The sequence below is a fragment of the Geobacillus uzenensis genome, assembly GCF_002217665.1.
Lineage (GTDB): Bacteria > Bacillota > Bacilli > Bacillales > Anoxybacillaceae > Geobacillus > Geobacillus subterraneus.
The window spans coordinates 116,544-135,041 of the sequence record NZ_NEWL01000002.1 but is presented as its reverse complement, the minus strand read 5'-3'; the positions used below and the strand labels follow the sequence as shown (position 1 = coordinate 135,041).

Sequence of the window (18,498 nt, the reverse complement as noted above, 5' to 3'; positions counted from 1 at the left end):
ACCCCCTGTTTTTCTCCCATCCGATGATTCTTTCTTCATCCCTATTCCCCCCAAAATAAATACCTTGTTTCCCACGAAACCGACAGTTGCCACAGACATCGGGCACGAATCCCTTTCTCTCCTGCTGCTTTCCGGTTCCCTCCAGAAGGATGCTGGCGAAACCGATTTTTTCTTCTGCCAGACGCAGGCGGGCGGGCGAAACCCGCCCGTCTGCTCTAGGACTCGGCAGATGTTTTTTCCAGTTCCTCGACGCTGTCATACCGCTTCGTGCGGCTGATTTGTTTTTTGCGGATGTTGAACTGCTTGATAACATAGTTGTTCAGCATCTCATAATCGATTTCTAACGTAGATGTGCGGGCGAGCTGCTGCTGGCGCTGTCCGAGCTCGGTCAAATAGGCGACATAGCCGACAACATGAGGCCATAATTCATCCATATATTGGATGAACAAATCGTAATACCGCTCGTCTTCGTTGACAAGCCGCTGGATCGTGTACAGACCAAACTGAATATGGCGGCCCTCGTCCATGTTCAAATAATCGATGCCTTGCAGCAGCCCTGGGAACAGCCCAGCTTTTTTGTGAATTTGCCGGAATGTATAATACCCCGATTCGGCAAGTGTTCCTTCGACAATCATGTTGTACACCGTGGCGGCGCGGATGATCGCTTGCGGCGAGTCGTCGGTATACAATCGATCCATCGCTTCCGGCAGCGCTTCGTAAAAGATTCGTTTGTAATGGTCGTTATGGAAGACGGACAAGTCCATTTGTCCAATGCCAACGGCTTGCTGCCAGCGGGAAAACATCTCGACATGTTTCGCTTCGTCGTGCATAAACGTCGTTAAAAACAGGACATCCTCGAGCCGCCCTTGGCGCGCGAGGGCGTTCGTCATCGGCAAAATATCGAGCGTCACCGCCTCTTCTCCGGCGGAAAAGCCGGCGACGAGCGGCAGCGCCACGATCTTTTCTTCGCTTGTCAAACGGGCGAAATCTTCTTTGTCTTGGCTGAAATCGATGTCGGCCGGATTCCATTTCCCGTTGCGCTTCGCCTTTTCATACAATTTGTACATCGGATGCTCCCAATCGATCGTTCCTTTCACCGTTTGAAATCCATCATGGCGAGTCATCGCTTTTCTCCTCCTTTGAAGGCTAGTGATGTAAGGGAAAAAGGTGCTCTCAACCGCGTTTCTCAAGCGGAAACATTTTGCAGCACCATCACGCGCTCCCTTTCGGCTTCTCGCAAACCGAGCGAACCGGCTGGTTGTCACCGGTCTTTTAAACCCCTCTCTTAAAACAAAGTCATCGGCCGGTCGTTTACGTCGCAAATGACGGTTTTCGTCTCCAAATACGGTTCAAGCGCCTGCATCCCGAGCTCGCGGCCGAGGCCGCTCTGCTTATAGCCGCCAAACGGGGCGGTCGGCGACAGCACTTGATACGTGTTGATCCATACCGTTCCGCTTTTCACCCGGCGCGCTAAGCGGAGCGCCCGCTTGATGTCGTTCGTCCACACCGCTGCTGCCAAGCCATACATCGTATCATTGGCAATGGAAGCGGCTTCTTCTTCATCCTCGAACGGAATAACCGCCGCCACCGGGCCGAAAATTTCTTCACGGGCGATGCGCATCGATGGCTTGACATCGGCAAAGATCGTCGGCTCGATAAAGTAGCCGCCGAGCTCCGGCCGCGCGCTCCCCCCAGCCACCAGTTTCGCTCCCTCCTGCCGGCCGATATCGATGTAGTGCAGCACTTTGTCGTACTGCTCGCGGCTGACGACCGGACCAATGTCAGTGCGCGCGTTCATCCCGGGGCCCATTCGCAATGTGTTGGCCCGGTCGGCCAACAGCTGAACGAATGTTTCGTACACCGGCCGTTCGACTAAAATGCGGCTCCCGGCCTGGCATACTTGCCCGGAGTTGTAGAACACGCCAAACAGCGCGCTTTTTGCCGCCTGCTCGAGATCCGCATCAGCAAAGATGATGTTCGGCGACTTGCCGCCGAGCTCGAGCGTCACCCGCTTAATGTGGGGGGCGGCCGCCTGCAAGATATGGCGCCCCGTTGCCGTCTCGCCGGTAAACGCGATCTTCGGCACGCTCGGATGGCGGACGAGCGCTTTGCCCGCTTCATCCCGCCCCGGCAGAACGTTGACGACGCCGTCCGGCACGCCGGCTTCCTGGCAAAGTTCGGCAAGTTTGAGCGCCGTTAGCGGCGTTTCCGGCGCCGGTTTTAGCACCATCGTACAGCCCGCCGCCAGCGCCGGGGCGATTTTCCATGCCGGCATCAAAAGCGGGAAGTTCCATGGCGTAATCAGTCCCGCCACCCCGATCGGCTCTTTCATCGTCCACGCCATATAATCGGGCGCCGCGCCGGCAACGGAAAACGGCAGCACCTCTCCTTGCGGCTTGACGACAAGCGAGGCGAAAAAGTCGAAACAATCGGCGGCGAGCGGAATTTCGATAAACCGCGCCATGTTGATCGGCATGCCGTTTTCCCTTGTCATCAGCCGGGCCAGCTCATCGTGATGCTGGCGGATCAGCTCAGCAATGCGGCGCAAGATGCGCCCGCGCTCGAGCGGCGGAATCGCCAGCCAGCGCTGATCCAAAAACGCCTCTTGTGCGACAGCAACCGCCGCGTCAACATCGTCTTCCCCAGCGTTGGCGACGCGTGCCGTCACTTCGCCCGTCGCTGGATCGATGACGTCAAACCGTTCGCCACTTGAGGACGGCCGCCATTCTCCATCAATCCATAAATCCGCTTCTGTCGTTTGAGCGGAAATCATTGTCATCTCCTCCTTTTCATCGCTCCACGCTCCCGATCGATCGGGCGCTGAATCAACAGGCCGCTACGGCAATAAATCGCTTCGTCCGATTTCCTGCAAATATTCGCGGTACGCCGGGTAGATGGCGTCAAGCTGCGGCAGCACTTTCAACGCGTTCACGAGCGGGCCTTGCACTTTGATTTGCTGGCGGGCGAGCGCCTGCTGCAAGTCGAGCTTCCCAAGCCAAAACTTATGCCCGACATCCGCCGTCTGCTCAAAAATGAGCTCCGGCCGCAAGTCCGTCTCGCCGCAGACGATTTTCAGCCTCCCGTTTTCTTGCGTCCACGTAATTTTCGCTTCCGGCTTATGGAACACGTACTGGACAAACGCGTCATAGCCAGCTCCCAACTCCATTCCAGCGATCAATTGTTTCGATTCTTCCGTCTCCGCCACTTTTTCAAAAAAGCGACCGAGAACGTCATACAGCTCTTGCTCACTTTGAAACATCGGCATATCGTTTTCCCCTTTCTAAGTTGGTGATGTCGCGTAAAGGCGCTGTCCCCATCCCTAATTCCTTCTAAGTTGGTGATGTCGCCCAATGAACGGCCGCCTTACGGAATCCCGCTTCTGGCAGGGACGGATCATTCCAGAGCCCTTCGGCTGAAGACCGCCGTGAGGCATTGCCGCTCTTTTTTGGTGCGCTTTTATTCATCAAAGCGGATCAGGCCGCGGATGTTTTGCCCGCTCTTTAAGGCGGCGAACCCGTCGTTAATTTGTTCGAGCGCATAGACAGCGCTGATGAGCGGTTCAAGCTTCAACTTGCCCGCCGCGTACAAGTCGAGCAGCTTCGGATAGTCGACCGGGGGATTACCTTGGCCGAGCCAAGAACCAGTCAACGTTTTCGATTGGGATGGCAGCGAAAAGGCGTTGATCTCCACCGTTTCATGCGGCGCGGCGATGCCGACGATGACTGTCGTTCCCGCCTTTCTCGTCATGTTGTACGCGTCCGCCATCGTTTCCGGGCGGCCGATCGCTTCAAACGCGTAGTCGACGCCGAGGCCGTCAGTCAAGTCGAGCACGGCGCTGACGGCATCTTCCTCGCGGGCGTTGACTGTATGCGTCGCCCCGAACGTTTTCGTCATCGCCAATTTTTCCTCGACAATGTCGACGGCGATAATTTGTTTAGCCCCAGCCAGCGCCGCTCCTTGGATGATGTTGAAGCCGACGCCGCCGGCGCCAATGACTGCAACTGTGCTGCCCGGGCGAACGCGGGCCGTATGAATGACCGCCCCCACCCCAGTCATGACGCTGCAGCCGATCAAGGCCGCCAGTTCAAACGGCACATCCCGACGGATCGGGATGACCGCCTGCTCCGGCACGATCGTGCGCTCACTGAACGCCCCGGCGGTGAGAAATTGATAGACTGGCTTTCCGCCGAGGGAAAAGCGCGTCGTCCCGTCCGGCAGCGTGCCGGTCGCCGTCAGCTGGGCCGCTGTTTCGCATAAATCAGGCCGGCCAAGGCGGCAATAAGGACACCGGCCGCACGATGGCACCCAATTGAGCACCACATGGTCGCCTTGCTTGACATTTGTCACGCCTTCTCCGACTTCCTCGACAACGCCCGCTCCTTCGTGGCCAAGCACGATCGGCAGCGGCAGAGGGAGCTTGCCTTCGACGACGTGCCAATCGCTATGGCAAAGGCCGGCCGCTTTCAGTTTCACCTTGACTTCCCCGCGCTTGGGGCTCGCCACCTCCACTTCTTCGATTGTCAGCGGCTCCCCATAACGGTGCAATACCGCAGCTTTCGTCATGTCGTTTCCTCCTTTTCCATCCCCATATTACGCCCGCTTGCCCGCCATATCCGCTTCCTCTTCACGGACGGCGCCTTGACCTCGCAGCGCATCGAGGTAGGCGTTCCATTCGTCCTGGAAGGCGGCTTTCAGCTTGAACAGCCCGAGAACGAGCGAGCGGGTGGAATGATCCTGCAAAAACACTTCACGAAACGCGTCCGTAAATTCTTCCCGTTTTCCGGGAATGCCATGGTCTTTTCCATACAACAAATGCCTCTCCAACAGCCGACGGATCGTCGGGTTTCCCGGTCCGCCGCTTTGCCGATAAAACGCTTCGATTCGTTTGGACATCGTCAGTTGTTCTTGTTCATCGTCATGCATGCTTTCTCCTCCCTCCCCACTTCTCGTCTTTCCCGTCGCCCTTGACGCGCTTTTTCCCTTTGACGAACGTTTGCCGAGGGCGAATCCCGCTCTGATCGTCTCCTCATGCCCAATCGGATCTCGTGCGGAGTGTCTCTCCCATTTCCGCGACGCTCTCGTTAAAACCATGGTCGCTGCTTGCGCGTGCGGAACAGCCTCCAGCAAAGAAACACGACCAAGAGGAAAGAGGCGGCCAACCCGATGTTGGCGACCGTCGTTTTGTCCATTCCTAAAAACGTCCCGCTCGGAATGCTGGCAATGACAAACCCAGTGGCGACGATGATGGCAAACGCGATGAGGGAAAGCGCCAGCCGGTTGGCGATTTGATTGAGCGTATTGCGCGTCACCGGGTCGGTTTGCAGCTGCACGGTCATGCGCCATTTGTTTTCCGCCATCGTCTCGAGCACTTTGTTGAACCGGCGCGGGAAGGTGGCGATCATTTCCGCCGTTTCGGCGACAAAGCTGGCGTTGGCGCGGAAATTAAAGCGCTTTCCGAGAATGCTCTTCAAAATCGGGATTTCATACGCCTCGACGACTTCGCCGTACGAAATTTCCGGACAAATCCAGCGCGCCGTTCCCTCGGTGGCGGAAAATCCTTTCGCCCAAAGCGCCAAGCCATTCGGGACTTTGCAGTAGTTGCGAAACCCGATCGCCGTCGCTTCAAGGACAAGGCGGCCGTAATTGTAGCGGCTGCTTCCCTGGTGGGCGGATACATAGTTTAACGTCAGCGTCCGTAGCTCATCCTTCAATTTGACAACATCGGTGTAAATGGTCGGCGTCAGGAGCTCCATAAACACTTCGGCAGCGTCTTCCGCTTGGTTGAGCTGGATGTGCAAAATGACGCGCATCAAAATTTGTGCCATCAAGCTATCCATCCGCCCGGTCATTCCCCAGTCGATGATGACCGCCTTTTTCGTCCGTTTGTCGATCATGATGTTGGAACCGTGGGCATCCGCATGATAATGGCCGTCGAGCATCGTTTGCACGTAATGATGAACCAGATCGATCATGATGTTGACCCGCTCTTCGAAAGTAAGAAAATCGACAGGAAAGTCTTTAATGAGCCAGCCGTCAATGTATTCCATGATCAAGACGCTTTTCGTCGCTTCGTACACGTGTGGAACTGTGACATGTTCGGTCCTCCTTTCGTACTTTTGCTTCATTTCTTGCATTTTTCTTGCTTCTCCCGTCATGTCGAGCTCATCCATGGCGCTGCTGTAGTAATCTTGCACGAGTCCCCCGAGGTCAAGGGCGGCCTGCAACTCAGGCGGCAGCCGCTTCTGCAGGCGGGCAGCCATTTTTTTGATAATGGCGATGTCGGTTTGAAACAGTTTTTCGACTGTCGGGCGCACGACTTTGACCGCGACAACCGGTCCGTCTTTGAGTTTCGCTTTGTACACTTGAGCGAGCGATGCCGAGCCGAGCGGCGTTTCTTCGATCCATTCAAACGTCTCAAGACCGTCTGACAGCTCCCGGTCAAGAATGTACTGGATTTTCGCAAACTCGATCGGCGGCACCCGATCAAGCAGCCGTTCGAGCTCGACCGTGATCGGCTCCGGCAGCAAATCCTGCCTGGTGACGAGCACCTGTCCAAGCTTGATGAACGTCGGTCCCAACTCCTCAAACGCCAAACGCAGCCGGCGGCCGATCTGGCGCAAGGAATCACTGTCCCCTTCTTTCCCCCGCAGTTTATGGGCAATGACATCGCCAAACACCATGCCAAGCCCGTTTTTGACAAGCGTCGCCATGATTTTTCTCCGCCGCCTTCCCGCCGTGATGGCGGCCAGCTCGACTTCAATGGCGGCGCCGATAGCCGCCAAGTCGGGCGTCGGTGTTGTTTTGGCCGTTTCAAGTGATGCGTGCAACCCGCTTCCCCCTTTCTGCTTATGCTTACAGCCGCTCGATGATCGTGGCGGTCGCCATGCCAAAGCCGATGCACATCACCTGCAGTCCGTATGTCCCGTCCATGTCCTCGAGTTCATGCAGCAGCGTCGTCATCAACCGGGCGCCGCTCGCGCCGAGCGGGTGGCCGAGGGCGATCGCCCCGCCGCGCGGATTGACTTTCGCCATATCCGGCTCGAGTTCCCGCTCCCACGCCTTCACGACCGAAGCGAACGCTTCATTGATTTCGATGACATCGATTTGGTCAAGGCGCAGTCCCGTTTTTTCGAGCACGCGGCGCGTGGCCGGGATGACGCCCGTGAGCATCAGAATCGGATCTTCGCCGACAACCGTGCGGGCGACGATGCGCGCCCTAGGCCGCAAGCCAAGCTGCCGGGCTTTATCCGACGACATGAGCAGCACGCCGGCCGCTCCGTCGCTCACTTGGCTTGAGTTGCCCGCCGTAATGACGCCGCCTTTCGGCTGAAATGACGGCGTAAGCGCCGCTAACTTCTCCTTCGATGTATCGCGGCGGATCCCTTCATCACGGGCAAATGTTATCGTTCCGTTTTCGCCTCGCACTTCAAGCGGGATGATTTCCCGCGCAAACATCCCGCCGTCGGCCGCCGCGGCCGCTTTTTGGTGGCTTTCGAGTGAAAACGCATCCAACTCTTCCCGCGACAACCCCCATTTTTTCGTGATCATCTCGGCGGAAATCCCTTGCGGCACAATGTTGTACCGACTTGTCAGCTGCCGGCTGAACCGTCCCATGTCGCTTCCCATCGGCACGCGGGTCATGCTTTCCACGCCGGCGGCGATGGCGATGTCCATGTCGCCGGCCAAAATCGCCTGCGCCGCGCTGTGAATCGCCTGTTGGCTCGAGCCACACATCCGGTTTAAGGAAAACGCCGGCACTTCGACCGGAAATCCGGCAGCCAGCGCCGCTTGGCGGCCAATATTGCCGCCTTGCTCCCCCGTCATCGTCACGCAGCCGACAACGATGTCTTCCACCAAGCCGGCGTCCAATCCGTTTCGGTCCACAAGCGCCCGCAGCACAGGGACGAGCAAGTCAACCGGATGGACGTTTGCGAGCGCCCCTTTTTTCTTGCCGATCGCCGTGCGCACGGCATCGACAATGACAACTTCCCTCATGCCGCTCCTCCTGTTCTATATGAAAGTCCATCTGCTCCCTTCATGGCGAGCCGCTGCGGGCTGCAGAAGCCCCGCCGCTTCGGATCCCCTCACCATGCTCCACCTGATCTCGGTCTTGGCCAAGGACGTTTCCGACGCGGTTAGAAAACGGAGCTTCCGGACAGCCTAAAAAGTTGGCTGCCGTCAGGCCGGCGCCCCCGTTCCCGCGTTTTTGGTTCAAAACGTAAACAATTCAATGCCGCCGGAAACATTCAATCCAATCCCCGTAATGTATTTCGCCTTATCCGAGCAAAGGAAGACGATGGCGTTGGCGACGTCTTCCGGCTCACCCGGGCGGCGGAACGCCGTGCGCTGGATCATCCGTTCGTTCATTTTCGGGTTGCCCATGCGGAACGCTTCCGTGTTGATAATGCCCGGCACGATGGCGTTCACTGTAATGCCATAGCGCGCTCCTTCAAGCGCCATGCTTTTCGTAAAGCTCAACACCGCTCCTTTTGTCGCCGAATAGCTCGCCTGGCCGAAGCCGCCAAGCGTGCCGGCGACGGACGACATGTTGATGATCCGTCCCCATCCTTGCTCTTTCATGTACGGCCAAACCGCTTTTGTACAGTTGTACGTGCCGGTTAAGTTCACCCGCAAATCGCGCTCCCAAAACGCATCATTTTGCTTTTCGATTTGCGAAACGTGGTCGAGCGTGCCGGCATTGTTGACCAAAATGTCGATCGATCCGAACTCCTCTTTGACGCGGGCAAACACTTCCTTCACTTGTTCGCGGTCGGTGACGTCCAGTTTGAGCGCCATTGCCCGCCGCCCCATGACGCGGATTTCTTCCGCTGTTTTTTCCGCATACACAACTTTCGTGCTTTGCATCACTTGGGAGAGCGGTCCGTATTTTTGCGCCGTTTGCCTGCTTTCCTCATCCGATTCAAGCAAAATATCGGTAATGACGACATCAGCCCCCGCTTCCGCCAACGCCAGCGCATCCGCGCGCCCCAGCCCCCGCGAAGCACCGGTGACGACCGCCACTTTTCCTTTCAGCAGTTCCGCCCATGATGACATCGATAATCCCTCCGTTTACCGTAAAAATTGCGGTTGTTTCTTTCGGAAAAACGCAGCCAGCCCGATCGCCGGCTCTCCCGTCTTAAACGTGGCCGCAAATGACGCCGCTTCGATGCCAAATCCGTCTTCCCGAAGCCCCTCGGCCGCATAGATGGCCCGCTTGGCGAGCCCCATCGCCCGCACCGCGCCTTCTGACAATTGCTCGGCAAACGCTGCCGCTTCTTCTTCGAGCCGCTCTGGGGGTGCGACGCGATGAACGAGGCCGAGAGCGAGCGCTTCTTGCGGGTCGAGCCGTCGGGCGAGAAAAATAAGCTCTGTCGCTTTCGACCGTCCGACAAGACGCGTCAGCCGCTGCGTGCCGCCCGCGCCGGGAATGAGGCCGAGGGAAACTTCTGTGAGGCCGATTTTGCCCCCGCCCATGAGGCGGAAATCGCAAGCGAGCGCCAATTCGCAGCCGCCGCCGAGCGCATAGCCGTTGATGGCCGCGATGACCGGCTTTGGCATCGCCGCGAAGCGGTCGAAGCAACGCTGCATGCGGGCGCTCTGTTCGGCAATGCCCGCCTCATTGCCGGCAAACTGGCTTCCCCGCTGAATCATGTCCTTTAAATCCGCGCCGGCAAGAAACGTTTTCGGATGGGCGGATGCGATGACGACTACGCGCACCTTGCTGTCGGCTTCCAACTCATCAGCCGCTTTCTCCAACTCTTCCATCAGCCGTTCGCTAATGGCGTTCGCCGGCGGGTTGTCGATGATCAGCCAGGCGACTCCTTTGTCACGCCGCTCGATGCGCAACGTTTCATAAGGCATCGGAATTCCCCCTTTCATTCGATCAAACCAGCAACTTCACAAATGATCATCGTTCTCCGTCGCGAGCAGAAGAGGCTTGGGCCGCCGCCTCTCCCTTCTAGACGTGCACGCCGTATGGCGCATACAACCGTCGGGCGGTGACGAGGCGCTGGATTTGCTGCGTGCCTTCGAAAATATCGAACACTTTCACGTCGCGATACAGTTTCTCAACCAAATGCCCATCAAGGCCGACAGGGCCGAGCAGCTCAAGGCACATCGCGCATACGCGCAGCGCCATTTTGCCAGCCACCGCCTTGCAAATCGCCGCTTCCATCGCGTTCGCTTCACCGATGTCCCCTTTCCACGCCGCTTCCCACGTGAGCAGACGCGCCGCATCGATCTCTTGCTCCGCCTCGGCGAGCAGCTCAGCCGCTTCATAGTACAAACGGCCTTGCTTCGGATATTCCCGTTTGACGACCTCAAGCGTATATTCGTACGCCGCGCGGGCGATGCCCACCGCCATGGCGGCGACGATCGGCCGCGTGCTGTCAAACGTCTTCATCGCCACTTGAAAGCCGGATGGTTGATGGGCCGCGGCGCTGTACAGCTCCTCTCCGCCGAGCAAATTTTCCGCCGGGACGAAGCAGTCTTCAAACACGAGCTCCGCTGTCTCGTTGGCGCGCAGTCCCATTTTATGGACGGTGCGCGCCGCCGAAAATCCCGGCGTCCCTTTTTCGACGACAAACGCCCGGTGTCCGGCGCGGCCGAGCTTCGGATCCACCGTGGCGAACACGACGACCCATGAAGCGCGGGCGCCGTTGGTGATGAAAATTTTTTGCCCGTTCAACACATAGCCGCCGTCAACTTTTCTCGCTGTCGTCCGAATGCCGGACGCATCCGAACCGGCCTCCGGCTCGGTCAGCGCATACGCCCCCCAGCGCGGTTCGTCTTTCGTGAATATCGATAAAAAGCGCTGCTTCTGTTCCGGAGTGCCGCTTGACTGAATCGGCGGCCCACCAAGGCCGGGGCCGGGAAGGGACAAGGTAATGGCCGGGCAGCCCCACGCGAGCTCCTCGGCGGCAATCACCGCCACGCGGTTGCCTTCGCGTTCTTTTTTTTCCGGTTTCTGCTCCGTTGCTGGTGCCGATCGTCCGCCGCCGAATGATGATGTGTTCAGCTGGATGCCCATTTTGTTGACTTTTTGCAGCCACTCCTCCGGCACCCGTCCGAGCCGGTCGGCCTCGAGGGCAAGCGGGCGCACTTCATGTTTGGCGAACCAATGGACGAGTTCTTTGATCTGTTTTTGCTGCGGTGATAAGGTAAACGAAATCATGGCGCCACCCTCTCTTTCCGTTCGTCCAGCAGCTGTTCGCCGCGGCGGATGAACCAGTCCGTTTCCCGCGCATACAGCAGCACTTGCGCTTGGGCGTCGCGCATCCATTTTTCGGCCGGATATTCTTGCACATATCCGTGCCCGCCCAGCATTTGCACAGCCTGATCGGTGACGTAGCGCACCGACCGGTGGGCGCGGGCGAGCGCCCGCCAGGCGAAGCCTTCCGCCGTCCTTCCTTGCTCGTCAACGCGGCAGGCGGCGGCCCAGGCGATGTTCCGCGCCCCGCGGCATTCAAACGCCATTTCCGCAACCGTAAACGATACGCCTTGGAATTTGGCGATTTCCTGCCCGAACGCCTTTCGGCCAGCAGTGTATTCGATGGTGTAACTAAGCGCCGCCTCCATCAGCCCGACTTCCTTCGCCGCTTCGAGCACGCACTGGCGGGCGCGGGCGTGCCCAAGCAAGGTGGATGCCTCCTCTCCGCGGGCAAGCATGCGGCCAGTGCTCGCGAACACCTCGGAAAAGCGAATGCGCCCAAGCCCCGCCGCCAGCAGCCCGAGCCGGAAATCGCCCTCGACCGTCTCCCATGTGCGCTCATCGAAGACGAAAATCACCGGTTCCCCCCCGCCGTCTTTGGCGGCCACAACCACCCAATCGGCAAAGGCGGCGCGCCGAACCGGCACGGATGTCCCGTTGAGCCGATAGCCGTCGCGGCCGCGGCGGACATCGATCGTTTCTTCACCGTCAATGAATGCCACCGTCGGCCACATTCCCGTTTGGCCTGCTTCCCGATACGACTGCCAAATGGGGTGATCAGGCGTCTGGCGCATGAGCGAGGCGACTTCACCTGGTCCGGGAAGCCCTTGAACAATACCTAAATCTCCATAGCTGAGCACTTGCCAAATTTGCGCTTGGGATATGAGCGGAAGTTCAAGCCCTCCCCAGCTTTCTGGAAGTTCCAGTCCTAAAAACCCCAATTCGTGAAGGCGTTTGACGATGGAGGCGCTTACAAAACGATGCTGTTCACAATCGTGGGCGCTCGGCCGCAGCTCTTCATCGGCGATCGTTTTCGCCACTTCACAAAACGCTTGCTCCTCTTCGGTCGGCCGAAATGAGATCATCGTTCCTCCCTCCTTTTATGCCAATCAGAATGGGTGCGCGCGTTCCGCTCATTCGTTCCTATCCACAACGGCGGGAACGAACTCGTTCGCCCACTCGCGCAACTTTTTCTTGTCCGTTTTTCCGAGCAGATTTTTCGGCAAATAACCAACGATCTTCAAAAAGCGCGGGCTTTTGTACTTAGCCACTTTCTCTTGGCAAAAGCGAATGAGTTCCTCTTCCGTCACGCTCGCCCCGCGGCGGATGACGACGTAAGCGGCGACTTCTTCTCCCATCCTCGGCGATGGAACGCCGACAACGCCCGCCTCCAGCACATCGGGATGCGACATGAGCAGTTCTTCGAGATCGCGCGGGTAAATGTTGAATCCGCCGCGGATGATGACATCTTTTTTCCGGTCGACGATAAACACGTACCCGTCTTCATCGATGCGCGCCATGTCGCCGGTGTACAGCCAGCCGCCGCGCAGCGCTCGACGCGTCTCCTCATCTTTTCCATAGTAGCCGCGGAAAACGTTCGGCCCAGAAACAATCAGCTCCCCAACCTTATTGGGCGGCAGGGGATTGCCTTGTTCATCGACAACGGCGACTTTCACGCTCGGCAACGGCAGTCCGACCGATCCGGGCTTGATCGGTTTCGTCGGATCGGTTGCTGTAACGATCGGCGCCGCTTCCGACAGGCCGTAGCCTTCCAAAATCAAGCAGCCAAACTTGCGCTGAAACCGTTCGGCAAGCGCCGGCGGCAGCGAGGCAGAGCCGGACACGCAGGCCGCTAAGCTTGAGGTGTCATACCGATCGGCCTCAGGAGCATGGCATAAGGCGTGAAACATGGCCGGCACCATCGCGGTGTGCGTCACCCGGTGCACTTCGATGGCTTCAAGCACTTTTTTCGGCTCGAAATGCGGCAGAAGAACGACACGGTCGCCAAGCAGCAGCGCCACATTCATCATCGTAAAACCGAACGCATGAGAAATCGGCAAAACACCGAGGCTGACACGATCGCTCTTCGTTTGCAGCAGCTTGGCCATTTCGGCTGCCGCTTCGGCATTGGCGTACAAGTTGCGATGCGTCAATACGACCCCTTTCGGCTGGCCAGTTGTTCCTGATGTATAAAGCAATGCGGCTGCATCGTTGTCAGCGACCGCCACCTCCGGCAGAGTGGAAGGAGCCTGCTCCATCCTCGTCCACAAAGAGTGAGGCGAGTTGGAAGGCTCGAGCGTCAACACGGACGGCGAACGCGGCAAATCGCGCGCCGCTTCCCTCACTTTCCCGAGCAGCATTTCCGCTGTAAGCACAACTTTCGGCGAACAATCCCGGAAAATATAGTGGATCTCCTGCGCCTGCAACAGCGGCAACACCGGCACAACCACCGCTCCGGCCTTCACGACGCCGCTGAAGGCGATCACCACTTCCGGGCTGTTCGGCATCGTCACGACAACGCGGTCGCCCGGCCTGACCCCTAGCTCGATCAACGTGTGAGCCAATTGGGACGAACGGGCGTCGCACTCGACGTTCGTGTACTCTTTCCCTTCAAATATCAACGCCGCGTAAGGACCGAACTGCTCGATATTTTTTGTCCAAACCGTGCGCAAATCCATGCCCTCGTCTCCTTTAACCAAATTGGGTGGGCCTGCGAAAAAGGCCAAGCCCGCTGCATTTTGTCTCCTTTCCTTCTGACGGTCGGTGCTGTTGTCAATGCACGGAACAACATGCTGGTTGTTTTTCTTGGTGTGCTTATTGGCTCTGATTGGCGCTGTTATAGGCGGACAGCACTTCTTGAAGACGCAGCGCCAGCCCCATATCCCCATCAATGCGAAGCCGCCCGCTCATAAACGCTTCCGTTCCGTTGAGCTCGCCGTCCACCATTTTCTTAAAATCCTCGCTGTCCATGCTGAGCGTGCAATCGGACGTTTCTTGCTCTCCTTCAATGACAAATCCGGCATCTGGGCGAAGGACGACTTGGTACACCCCCGCATCAGACCCACTTAAGTTAAACTGGTACACCGCGACAACCCCATCAGCGCGGGATGGATCTTCCCTCAATTGCGAATCGATCAGTTGGAAAATGTCTCTTACCGTCGTCATCTTCATGACCTCCTTAAAATTTAGAACTATCTGAAATATTATTTTGTACTTTTACTATATCGTCTTTCCGTTCCACGTCCTATCCCGAAAATCGTCGGAACTTTCTTTCCTCCTGCGCGGCGCTCCCCCGATGTTTTTACGCTTTTAAAACATGGAGAAGCACGCGCTCATCAATCAGTTCCAAATAGCGCCGATAAAGCGGAAACGCCGGCACGATGCGCGGCAGCAGCTGGAGCGCCTTCGCTTTCGATCCTTTTGCCCTCATTTTTCCAGTCATCAGTGCCAACGGAACGCTGACATTGCCGCCCCAAAATTGATGGGCGACGTCCCCCGCTGTCTGAATGGCGACATCAGGCTGATCAAGCCCCCGGCCGAACAGCACTTCGTAATGTGCGCCGGGCTTTGGCCGCCTCGCATCGATGCTGATGACCGCCTCCGGATCGGTCAAGTAAAAAACGAACGCGGCGCGGGAACGGTGGATTTGCTCGCCGATGCGGTTGATTTGCTCCAATTCGTTCCCTTGTTCATAATAGGCGGGATGATGGCCCCACCATTGCCGCAGCTCTTCGATCGTCCGCGGCCGCGATGGGATTTGCATGAACTCGCCGATCACCCGATACACATGAACATCATCACGAAACAAAGCCATATCCGTTCACTCCCTTTAAACCGGGTATGCACTCTCATTTTGGCACGAAACAACGCCACGGGCAATTCCGACGATTGCCGGGGAGACGAAAAACACAAGACATCCCCCTTCATATGGGTTGAAACATGAACGAAATGCACCAAAGCGCCATACAAAAAAACGGCCGCCCCGTTTGTTTGGAACAACCGTTTTGGCCAAAATGGCTGCGAAAATTCTTTGTTATTCTAAAAGGATGGTGATTTAAGGGAAACTGGTGCTCCCAGCAGCATTTCTCAAGTTGAAAAGACTTGCGACACTATAACCTGATCCACTTCGAGTTCTCGCCAATCGAGCGAACCGGTTATTTTCAACGTCCTTCTAATGATTTTACAAATTCGCCAACCGCATCACATCACGGGCGATCATGACCTCTTCGTTCGTCGGGATGACGAGCACTTTGACCGGCGAGTGCGGATAGCTGATGAACGCTTCTTTGCCGCGCACTTTGTTCAACACCGGATCCCAGTAGACGCCCATGAATTCGAGGCCGCGCAATACTTTGGCGCGCACGACATCGCTGTTTTCGCCGATGCCGGCGGTGAAAATGATGGCATCAACGCCGCACATGCGGGCCGCATATGAACCGATATATTTATGGATCCGGCTCGCAAACACTTCAAGCGCCAGCTCGGCCCGTTCATTTCCTTCCGCCGCCGCTTTTTCGAGGTCGCGCAAGTCGCTTGAAATGCCGGACAAGCCGAGCATGCCGCTTCGTTTGTTTAACACTTCAATCACTTCATCGGCCGTCATCCCTGTTTTTTCCATAATATACGGGATGAGCGCCGGATCGATGTTGCCGGAGCGCGTCCCCATCGCTACACCGGCTAATGGGGTAAAGCCCATCGACGTATCAATCGATTTTCCTGCTTCCACCGCTGCGATGCTCGCGCCGTTGCCTAAATGGCACGAGATGAGGCGCAGCTGTTCGATCGGCCGGCCGAGCAATTCGGCCGCGCGCTGGGTGACGTATTTATGCGACGTGCCGTGGAATCCGTATTTGCGGATGCCAAACTTCGTGTAATACTCATACGGCAAGCTGTATAAAAACGACTGTTCCGGCATCGTTTGGTGGAACGCCGTATCAAACACCGCCACCGCCGGCACGTTTGGCAGCACTTCTTGGAACGCCCGGATGCCGACAAGGTTGGCCGGGTTGTGGAGCGGGGCGAGCTCGGAAACTTTTTCGATTTGTTTCATCACTTCATCGGTAATTAACACGGAGTCGCTGAACTTTTCGCCGCCGTGAACGACGCGGTGGCCGATGCCGTCGATTTCCTCAAACGATCGAATAATGCCGTAGCGAATCAATTTATCCAACAGCATTTTCACCGCCACGGCGTGGTTCGGGATGGCGGTCACTTCCTGTTGCTTCTCCCCGTTGACAACGATGGTGAAAATCGCGTCGTCAAAGCCGATGCGCTCGACGACCCCTTTCGTCAACACCGTTTCCGCCGGCATCTCAAACAATTGGAATTTCAATGATGAACTACCCGCGTTAATGGCTAACACGTTCGCCATATATCCAAACAGCTCCTTTTTGCAAAATCCGATCGCGCCTACCATTAGTGTGCGCGATGGGCGGCCGTTTCACTATGCCTTTTTCATTGTATGCCCCCCTTATTGTTCTTTCAAGCGCTTGCTCGTTTAGTAATCGGTTGCAAGAAAAAGTCTTTATGTTGTGAAAAATGCAAACGAGGGAGTCCCCAAAAGATCGGACCCCCTTTTCATCACGATATCCACGCGCTGCATGCTTCCTTGCCGCCATCTCCTAGCCCCCGTTGAAGACGGGGCCGCCTTTTGCCGCTCAGCTTCCTTTTTCATTCGCGATCCACGCTTCGATTTTCGCCATCATCGCCTGCATCGCCGTCTTGTTCGAAAAGCGCGGCAGTTCGGCAAGCAGCACGTTTTTTGGCGGCTTTGCCATCGGCCCTTTCTTTTGCAAAATGAACACGCTTTTCGCCGCCTGTTCGTGTTGAAACATCGACAGCGGCAGCTGCAGCACGCCTTGGACGATGGCCGTCTCTTTTAAGAATGTGTTCAGCTGTTGCGCTTGCGGGCTTGAAAACAACGTATTGGGAATAAGGAAAAACAAATAGCCGCCGTCTTTTGTATACCGCAAGCTTTGCTCGATCAGCAAATGGTGCGCGTACGACCGCCCTTCTTCCGCTTTCAGAGCAAACCGGGACGCATTGTCATCATCCGGGTAATAACCGACCGGCAAATCGCAGACGACGACATCAGCCGGTTCGACAAAAAGCGGGCGCAAGCTGTCTTGGTTAAACAGCTGCACCGCGTGTTTTTGCAAGTTGGCGTTGACATACGCGAGTTTGACGAGCAAGTCATCGACATCGACGCCATAGCTTTTCGCCTGCTTGCCGCTCAGTCCGTTGAGCACCGCCGTCAATAAGTTCGCCGTGCCGACGGCCGGGTCAAGGATAGTGAGCGCCAAATGCGGGCGTGTAAACCGGCGCACTAAATACGCCAAAAATAAACTGACCGCATCCGGAGTCATTTGATGGTGTGGCTGAACATGCTGGCGCATCCCTTTTAAGGCAGCGAGCTGGAACGCCTTGCGGATTTCTTCATTTTGAAACCGGTCGAGCACAAGTTCGCGATATTGTTTTTTCAGCCGTTTGGCGTTTAGCTCGCTCACTTCATCCTGCAGCACATCGCCGTGGAACAAGTTTTCCCCCGTTTCCGCGACCGCTTCTAAATACGTGCATTGCAATTCTTCCTGCAAAATCTGAGCTGTTTCATCCAATACAGTGAACAGCCGCTCAACTGGCGTCATCATTCCGTATATCCCACCTTTCTGCCCATGTCCCTTCTGCTATTGTACGCCGATCCGCCCCGTGCCGCAAGAAGCGCGCCGACAGGAAAGAAAAGACCCCGAACAAATCGGGGCCTTTTTCCGTTATTTCGCTGCTTTTGCCGCTTCAATCGCCGATTCGTAGTTCGGATGGTTCGTCACTTCCGGCACGTATTCTACGTACGTCACCGTATCGTTGCTGTCGATGACAAAGACCGCGCGGGCGAGCAAGCGCAGTTCTTTGATTAAGACGCCGTACGCTTGTCCGAACGAAACGTCGCGATGGTCGGACAACACTTGGACGTTTTCGATGCCGGCAGCGCCGCACCACCGTTTTTGCGCAAACGGCAAATCGACGCTGATGGTCAGCACTTTCACATTGTCGAGCTTCGCCGCTTCTTCGTTAAACCGGCGCGTCTGCGCGTCGCAAACCCCGGTGTCCAGCGACGGAACGACGCTGATTAAGCGGACATGCCCTTTCGTATCGGCAAGCGTCACTTCTTGCAAGTTTTGGTCAAGCACCGTAAAATCCGGCGCCTTGTCGCCGACGTTCACTTCGTTGCCGACGAGCGTGACCGGGTTTCCTTTAAACGTCACATTAGCCATGGGCTCTCTCCCCCTTAAGAA

General features: G+C 56.9%; 17 protein-coding genes. All 17 read right to left on the bottom strand.

The window, feature by feature from the left end; genetic code table 11:
• Nucleotides 1–215 precede the first annotated feature (215 nt).
• On the bottom strand, nucleotides 216–1,154 hold the full coding sequence (locus tag B9L21_RS02195; protein WP_257722325.1) for a R2-like ligand-binding oxidase: 939 nt from the start codon (nucleotides 1,152–1,154) through the stop codon (nucleotides 216–218).
• A 131-nt stretch (nucleotides 1,155–1,285) separates the two neighbouring features.
• Entirely contained in the window at nucleotides 1,286–2,773 is a 1,488-nt protein-coding gene (locus B9L21_RS02190) for an aldehyde dehydrogenase family protein (RefSeq protein WP_063165012.1), read from the bottom strand.
• Nucleotides 2,774–2,836: 63 nt separating this feature from the next.
• Complete coding sequence (locus tag B9L21_RS02185) at nucleotides 2,837–3,265, bottom strand: hypothetical protein (protein ID WP_062898872.1); 429 nt, start codon at nucleotides 3,263–3,265, stop codon at nucleotides 2,837–2,839.
• Between the two features lie 191 nt (nucleotides 3,266–3,456).
• Nucleotides 3,457–4,563 carry a Zn-dependent alcohol dehydrogenase gene (locus B9L21_RS02180; RefSeq protein ID WP_062898873.1) on the bottom strand — a complete coding sequence of 369 codons (1,107 nt, stop codon included), beginning with the start codon at nucleotides 4,561–4,563 and terminating at the stop codon, nucleotides 3,457–3,459.
• 27 nt (nucleotides 4,564–4,590) lie between these two features.
• Nucleotides 4,591–4,923, bottom strand: a complete 333-nt coding sequence (locus B9L21_RS02175; RefSeq protein WP_062898874.1) for a hypothetical protein — start codon at nucleotides 4,921–4,923, stop codon at nucleotides 4,591–4,593.
• Between the two features lie 158 nt (nucleotides 4,924–5,081).
• Entirely contained in the window at nucleotides 5,082–6,827 is a 1,746-nt protein-coding gene (locus tag B9L21_RS02170; RefSeq protein ID WP_063165011.1) for an ABC1 kinase family protein, read from the bottom strand.
• Nucleotides 6,828–6,852: 25 nt separating this feature from the next.
• Nucleotides 6,853–7,995, bottom strand: a complete 1,143-nt coding sequence (locus B9L21_RS02165) for a thiolase family protein (RefSeq protein ID WP_063165010.1) — start codon at nucleotides 7,993–7,995, stop codon at nucleotides 6,853–6,855.
• 216 nt (nucleotides 7,996–8,211) lie between these two features.
• Nucleotides 8,212–9,054, bottom strand: coding sequence for an SDR family NAD(P)-dependent oxidoreductase (locus tag B9L21_RS02155; RefSeq protein WP_063165008.1), 843 nt, complete (start codon nucleotides 9,052–9,054; stop codon nucleotides 8,212–8,214).
• A gap of 15 nt (nucleotides 9,055–9,069) precedes the next feature.
• The gene (locus B9L21_RS02150) at nucleotides 9,070–9,861 is read right to left on the bottom strand and encodes an enoyl-CoA hydratase/isomerase family protein (RefSeq protein WP_063165007.1); all 792 of its coding nucleotides are present in this window, start codon (nucleotides 9,859–9,861) and stop codon (nucleotides 9,070–9,072) included.
• A 97-nt stretch (nucleotides 9,862–9,958) separates the two neighbouring features.
• Complete coding sequence (locus B9L21_RS02145; RefSeq protein WP_063165006.1) at nucleotides 9,959–11,173, bottom strand: acyl-CoA dehydrogenase family protein; 1,215 nt, start codon at nucleotides 11,171–11,173, stop codon at nucleotides 9,959–9,961.
• Nucleotides 11,170–12,294 (bottom strand): acyl-CoA dehydrogenase family protein, encoded by a 1,125-nt coding sequence (locus tag B9L21_RS02140; protein ID WP_063165005.1) that lies wholly within the window; start codon nucleotides 12,292–12,294, stop codon nucleotides 11,170–11,172. The genes B9L21_RS02145 and B9L21_RS02140 overlap by 4 nt, the downstream gene beginning before the upstream one ends.
• 48 nt (nucleotides 12,295–12,342) lie before the next feature.
• Entirely contained in the window at nucleotides 12,343–13,887 is a 1,545-nt protein-coding gene (locus B9L21_RS02135) for a long-chain-fatty-acid--CoA ligase (RefSeq protein WP_063165004.1), read from the bottom strand.
• Between the two features lie 136 nt (nucleotides 13,888–14,023).
• Nucleotides 14,024–14,374, bottom strand: a complete 351-nt coding sequence (locus tag B9L21_RS02130) for an SCP2 sterol-binding domain-containing protein (RefSeq protein ID WP_063165003.1) — start codon at nucleotides 14,372–14,374, stop codon at nucleotides 14,024–14,026.
• 136 nt (nucleotides 14,375–14,510) lie between these two features.
• Nucleotides 14,511–15,023, bottom strand: coding sequence for a hypothetical protein (locus tag B9L21_RS02125; RefSeq protein ID WP_063165002.1), 513 nt, complete (start codon nucleotides 15,021–15,023; stop codon nucleotides 14,511–14,513).
• Between the two features lie 366 nt (nucleotides 15,024–15,389).
• Nucleotides 15,390–16,580, bottom strand: a complete 1,191-nt coding sequence (locus B9L21_RS02115) for an acetate kinase (protein ID WP_063167284.1) — start codon at nucleotides 16,578–16,580, stop codon at nucleotides 15,390–15,392.
• Nucleotides 16,581–16,866: 286 nt separating this feature from the next.
• Nucleotides 16,867–17,856: a class I SAM-dependent methyltransferase gene (locus tag B9L21_RS02110; RefSeq protein ID WP_063165001.1), complete on the bottom strand. Its 990-nt coding sequence runs from the start codon at nucleotides 17,854–17,856 to the stop codon at nucleotides 16,867–16,869.
• A gap of 120 nt (nucleotides 17,857–17,976) precedes the next feature.
• Entirely contained in the window at nucleotides 17,977–18,477 is a 501-nt protein-coding gene (gene tpx / locus B9L21_RS02105) for a thiol peroxidase (protein ID WP_063165000.1), read from the bottom strand.
• Between the last annotated feature and the right edge of the window lie 21 nt (nucleotides 18,478–18,498).

Excerpts from the sequence above, each read along its gene's own strand:
- B9L21_RS02190 (WP_063165012.1), bottom strand. The coding sequence starts at position 2,773 with ATGATTTCCGCTCAAACGACAGAAGCGGATTTATGGATTGATGGAGAA.
- B9L21_RS02185 (WP_062898872.1), bottom strand. The coding sequence starts at position 3,265 with ATGCCGATGTTTCAAAGTGAGCAAGAGCTGTATGACGTTCTCGGTCGC.
- B9L21_RS02180 (WP_062898873.1), bottom strand. The coding sequence starts at position 4,563 with ATGACGAAAGCTGCGGTATTGCACCGTTATGGGGAGCCGCTGACAATC.
- B9L21_RS02175 (WP_062898874.1), bottom strand. The coding sequence starts at position 4,923 with ATGCATGACGATGAACAAGAACAACTGACGATGTCCAAACGAATCGAA.
- B9L21_RS02165 (WP_063165010.1), bottom strand. The coding sequence starts at position 7,995 with ATGAGGGAAGTTGTCATTGTCGATGCCGTGCGCACGGCGATCGGCAAG.
- B9L21_RS02155 (WP_063165008.1), bottom strand. The coding sequence starts at position 9,054 with ATGTCATCATGGGCGGAACTGCTGAAAGGAAAAGTGGCGGTCGTCACC.
- B9L21_RS02150 (WP_063165007.1), bottom strand. The coding sequence starts at position 9,861 with ATGCCTTATGAAACGTTGCGCATCGAGCGGCGTGACAAAGGAGTCGCC.
- B9L21_RS02145 (WP_063165006.1), bottom strand. The coding sequence starts at position 11,173 with ATGATTTCGTTTACCTTATCACCGCAGCAAAAACAGATCAAAGAACTC.
- B9L21_RS02140 (WP_063165005.1), bottom strand. The coding sequence starts at position 12,294 with ATGATCTCATTTCGGCCGACCGAAGAGGAGCAAGCGTTTTGTGAAGTG.
- B9L21_RS02135 (WP_063165004.1), bottom strand. The coding sequence starts at position 13,887 with ATGGATTTGCGCACGGTTTGGACAAAAAATATCGAGCAGTTCGGTCCT.
- B9L21_RS02130 (WP_063165003.1), bottom strand. The coding sequence starts at position 14,374 with ATGACGACGGTAAGAGACATTTTCCAACTGATCGATTCGCAATTGAGG.
- B9L21_RS02125 (WP_063165002.1), bottom strand. The coding sequence starts at position 15,023 with ATGGCTTTGTTTCGTGATGATGTTCATGTGTATCGGGTGATCGGCGAG.
- B9L21_RS02115 (WP_063167284.1), bottom strand. The coding sequence starts at position 16,580 with ATGGCGAACGTGTTAGCCATTAACGCGGGTAGTTCATCATTGAAATTC.
- B9L21_RS02110 (WP_063165001.1), bottom strand. The coding sequence starts at position 17,856 with ATGATGACGCCAGTTGAGCGGCTGTTCACTGTATTGGATGAAACAGCT.
- tpx (WP_063165000.1), bottom strand. The coding sequence starts at position 18,477 with ATGGCTAATGTGACGTTTAAAGGAAACCCGGTCACGCTCGTCGGCAAC.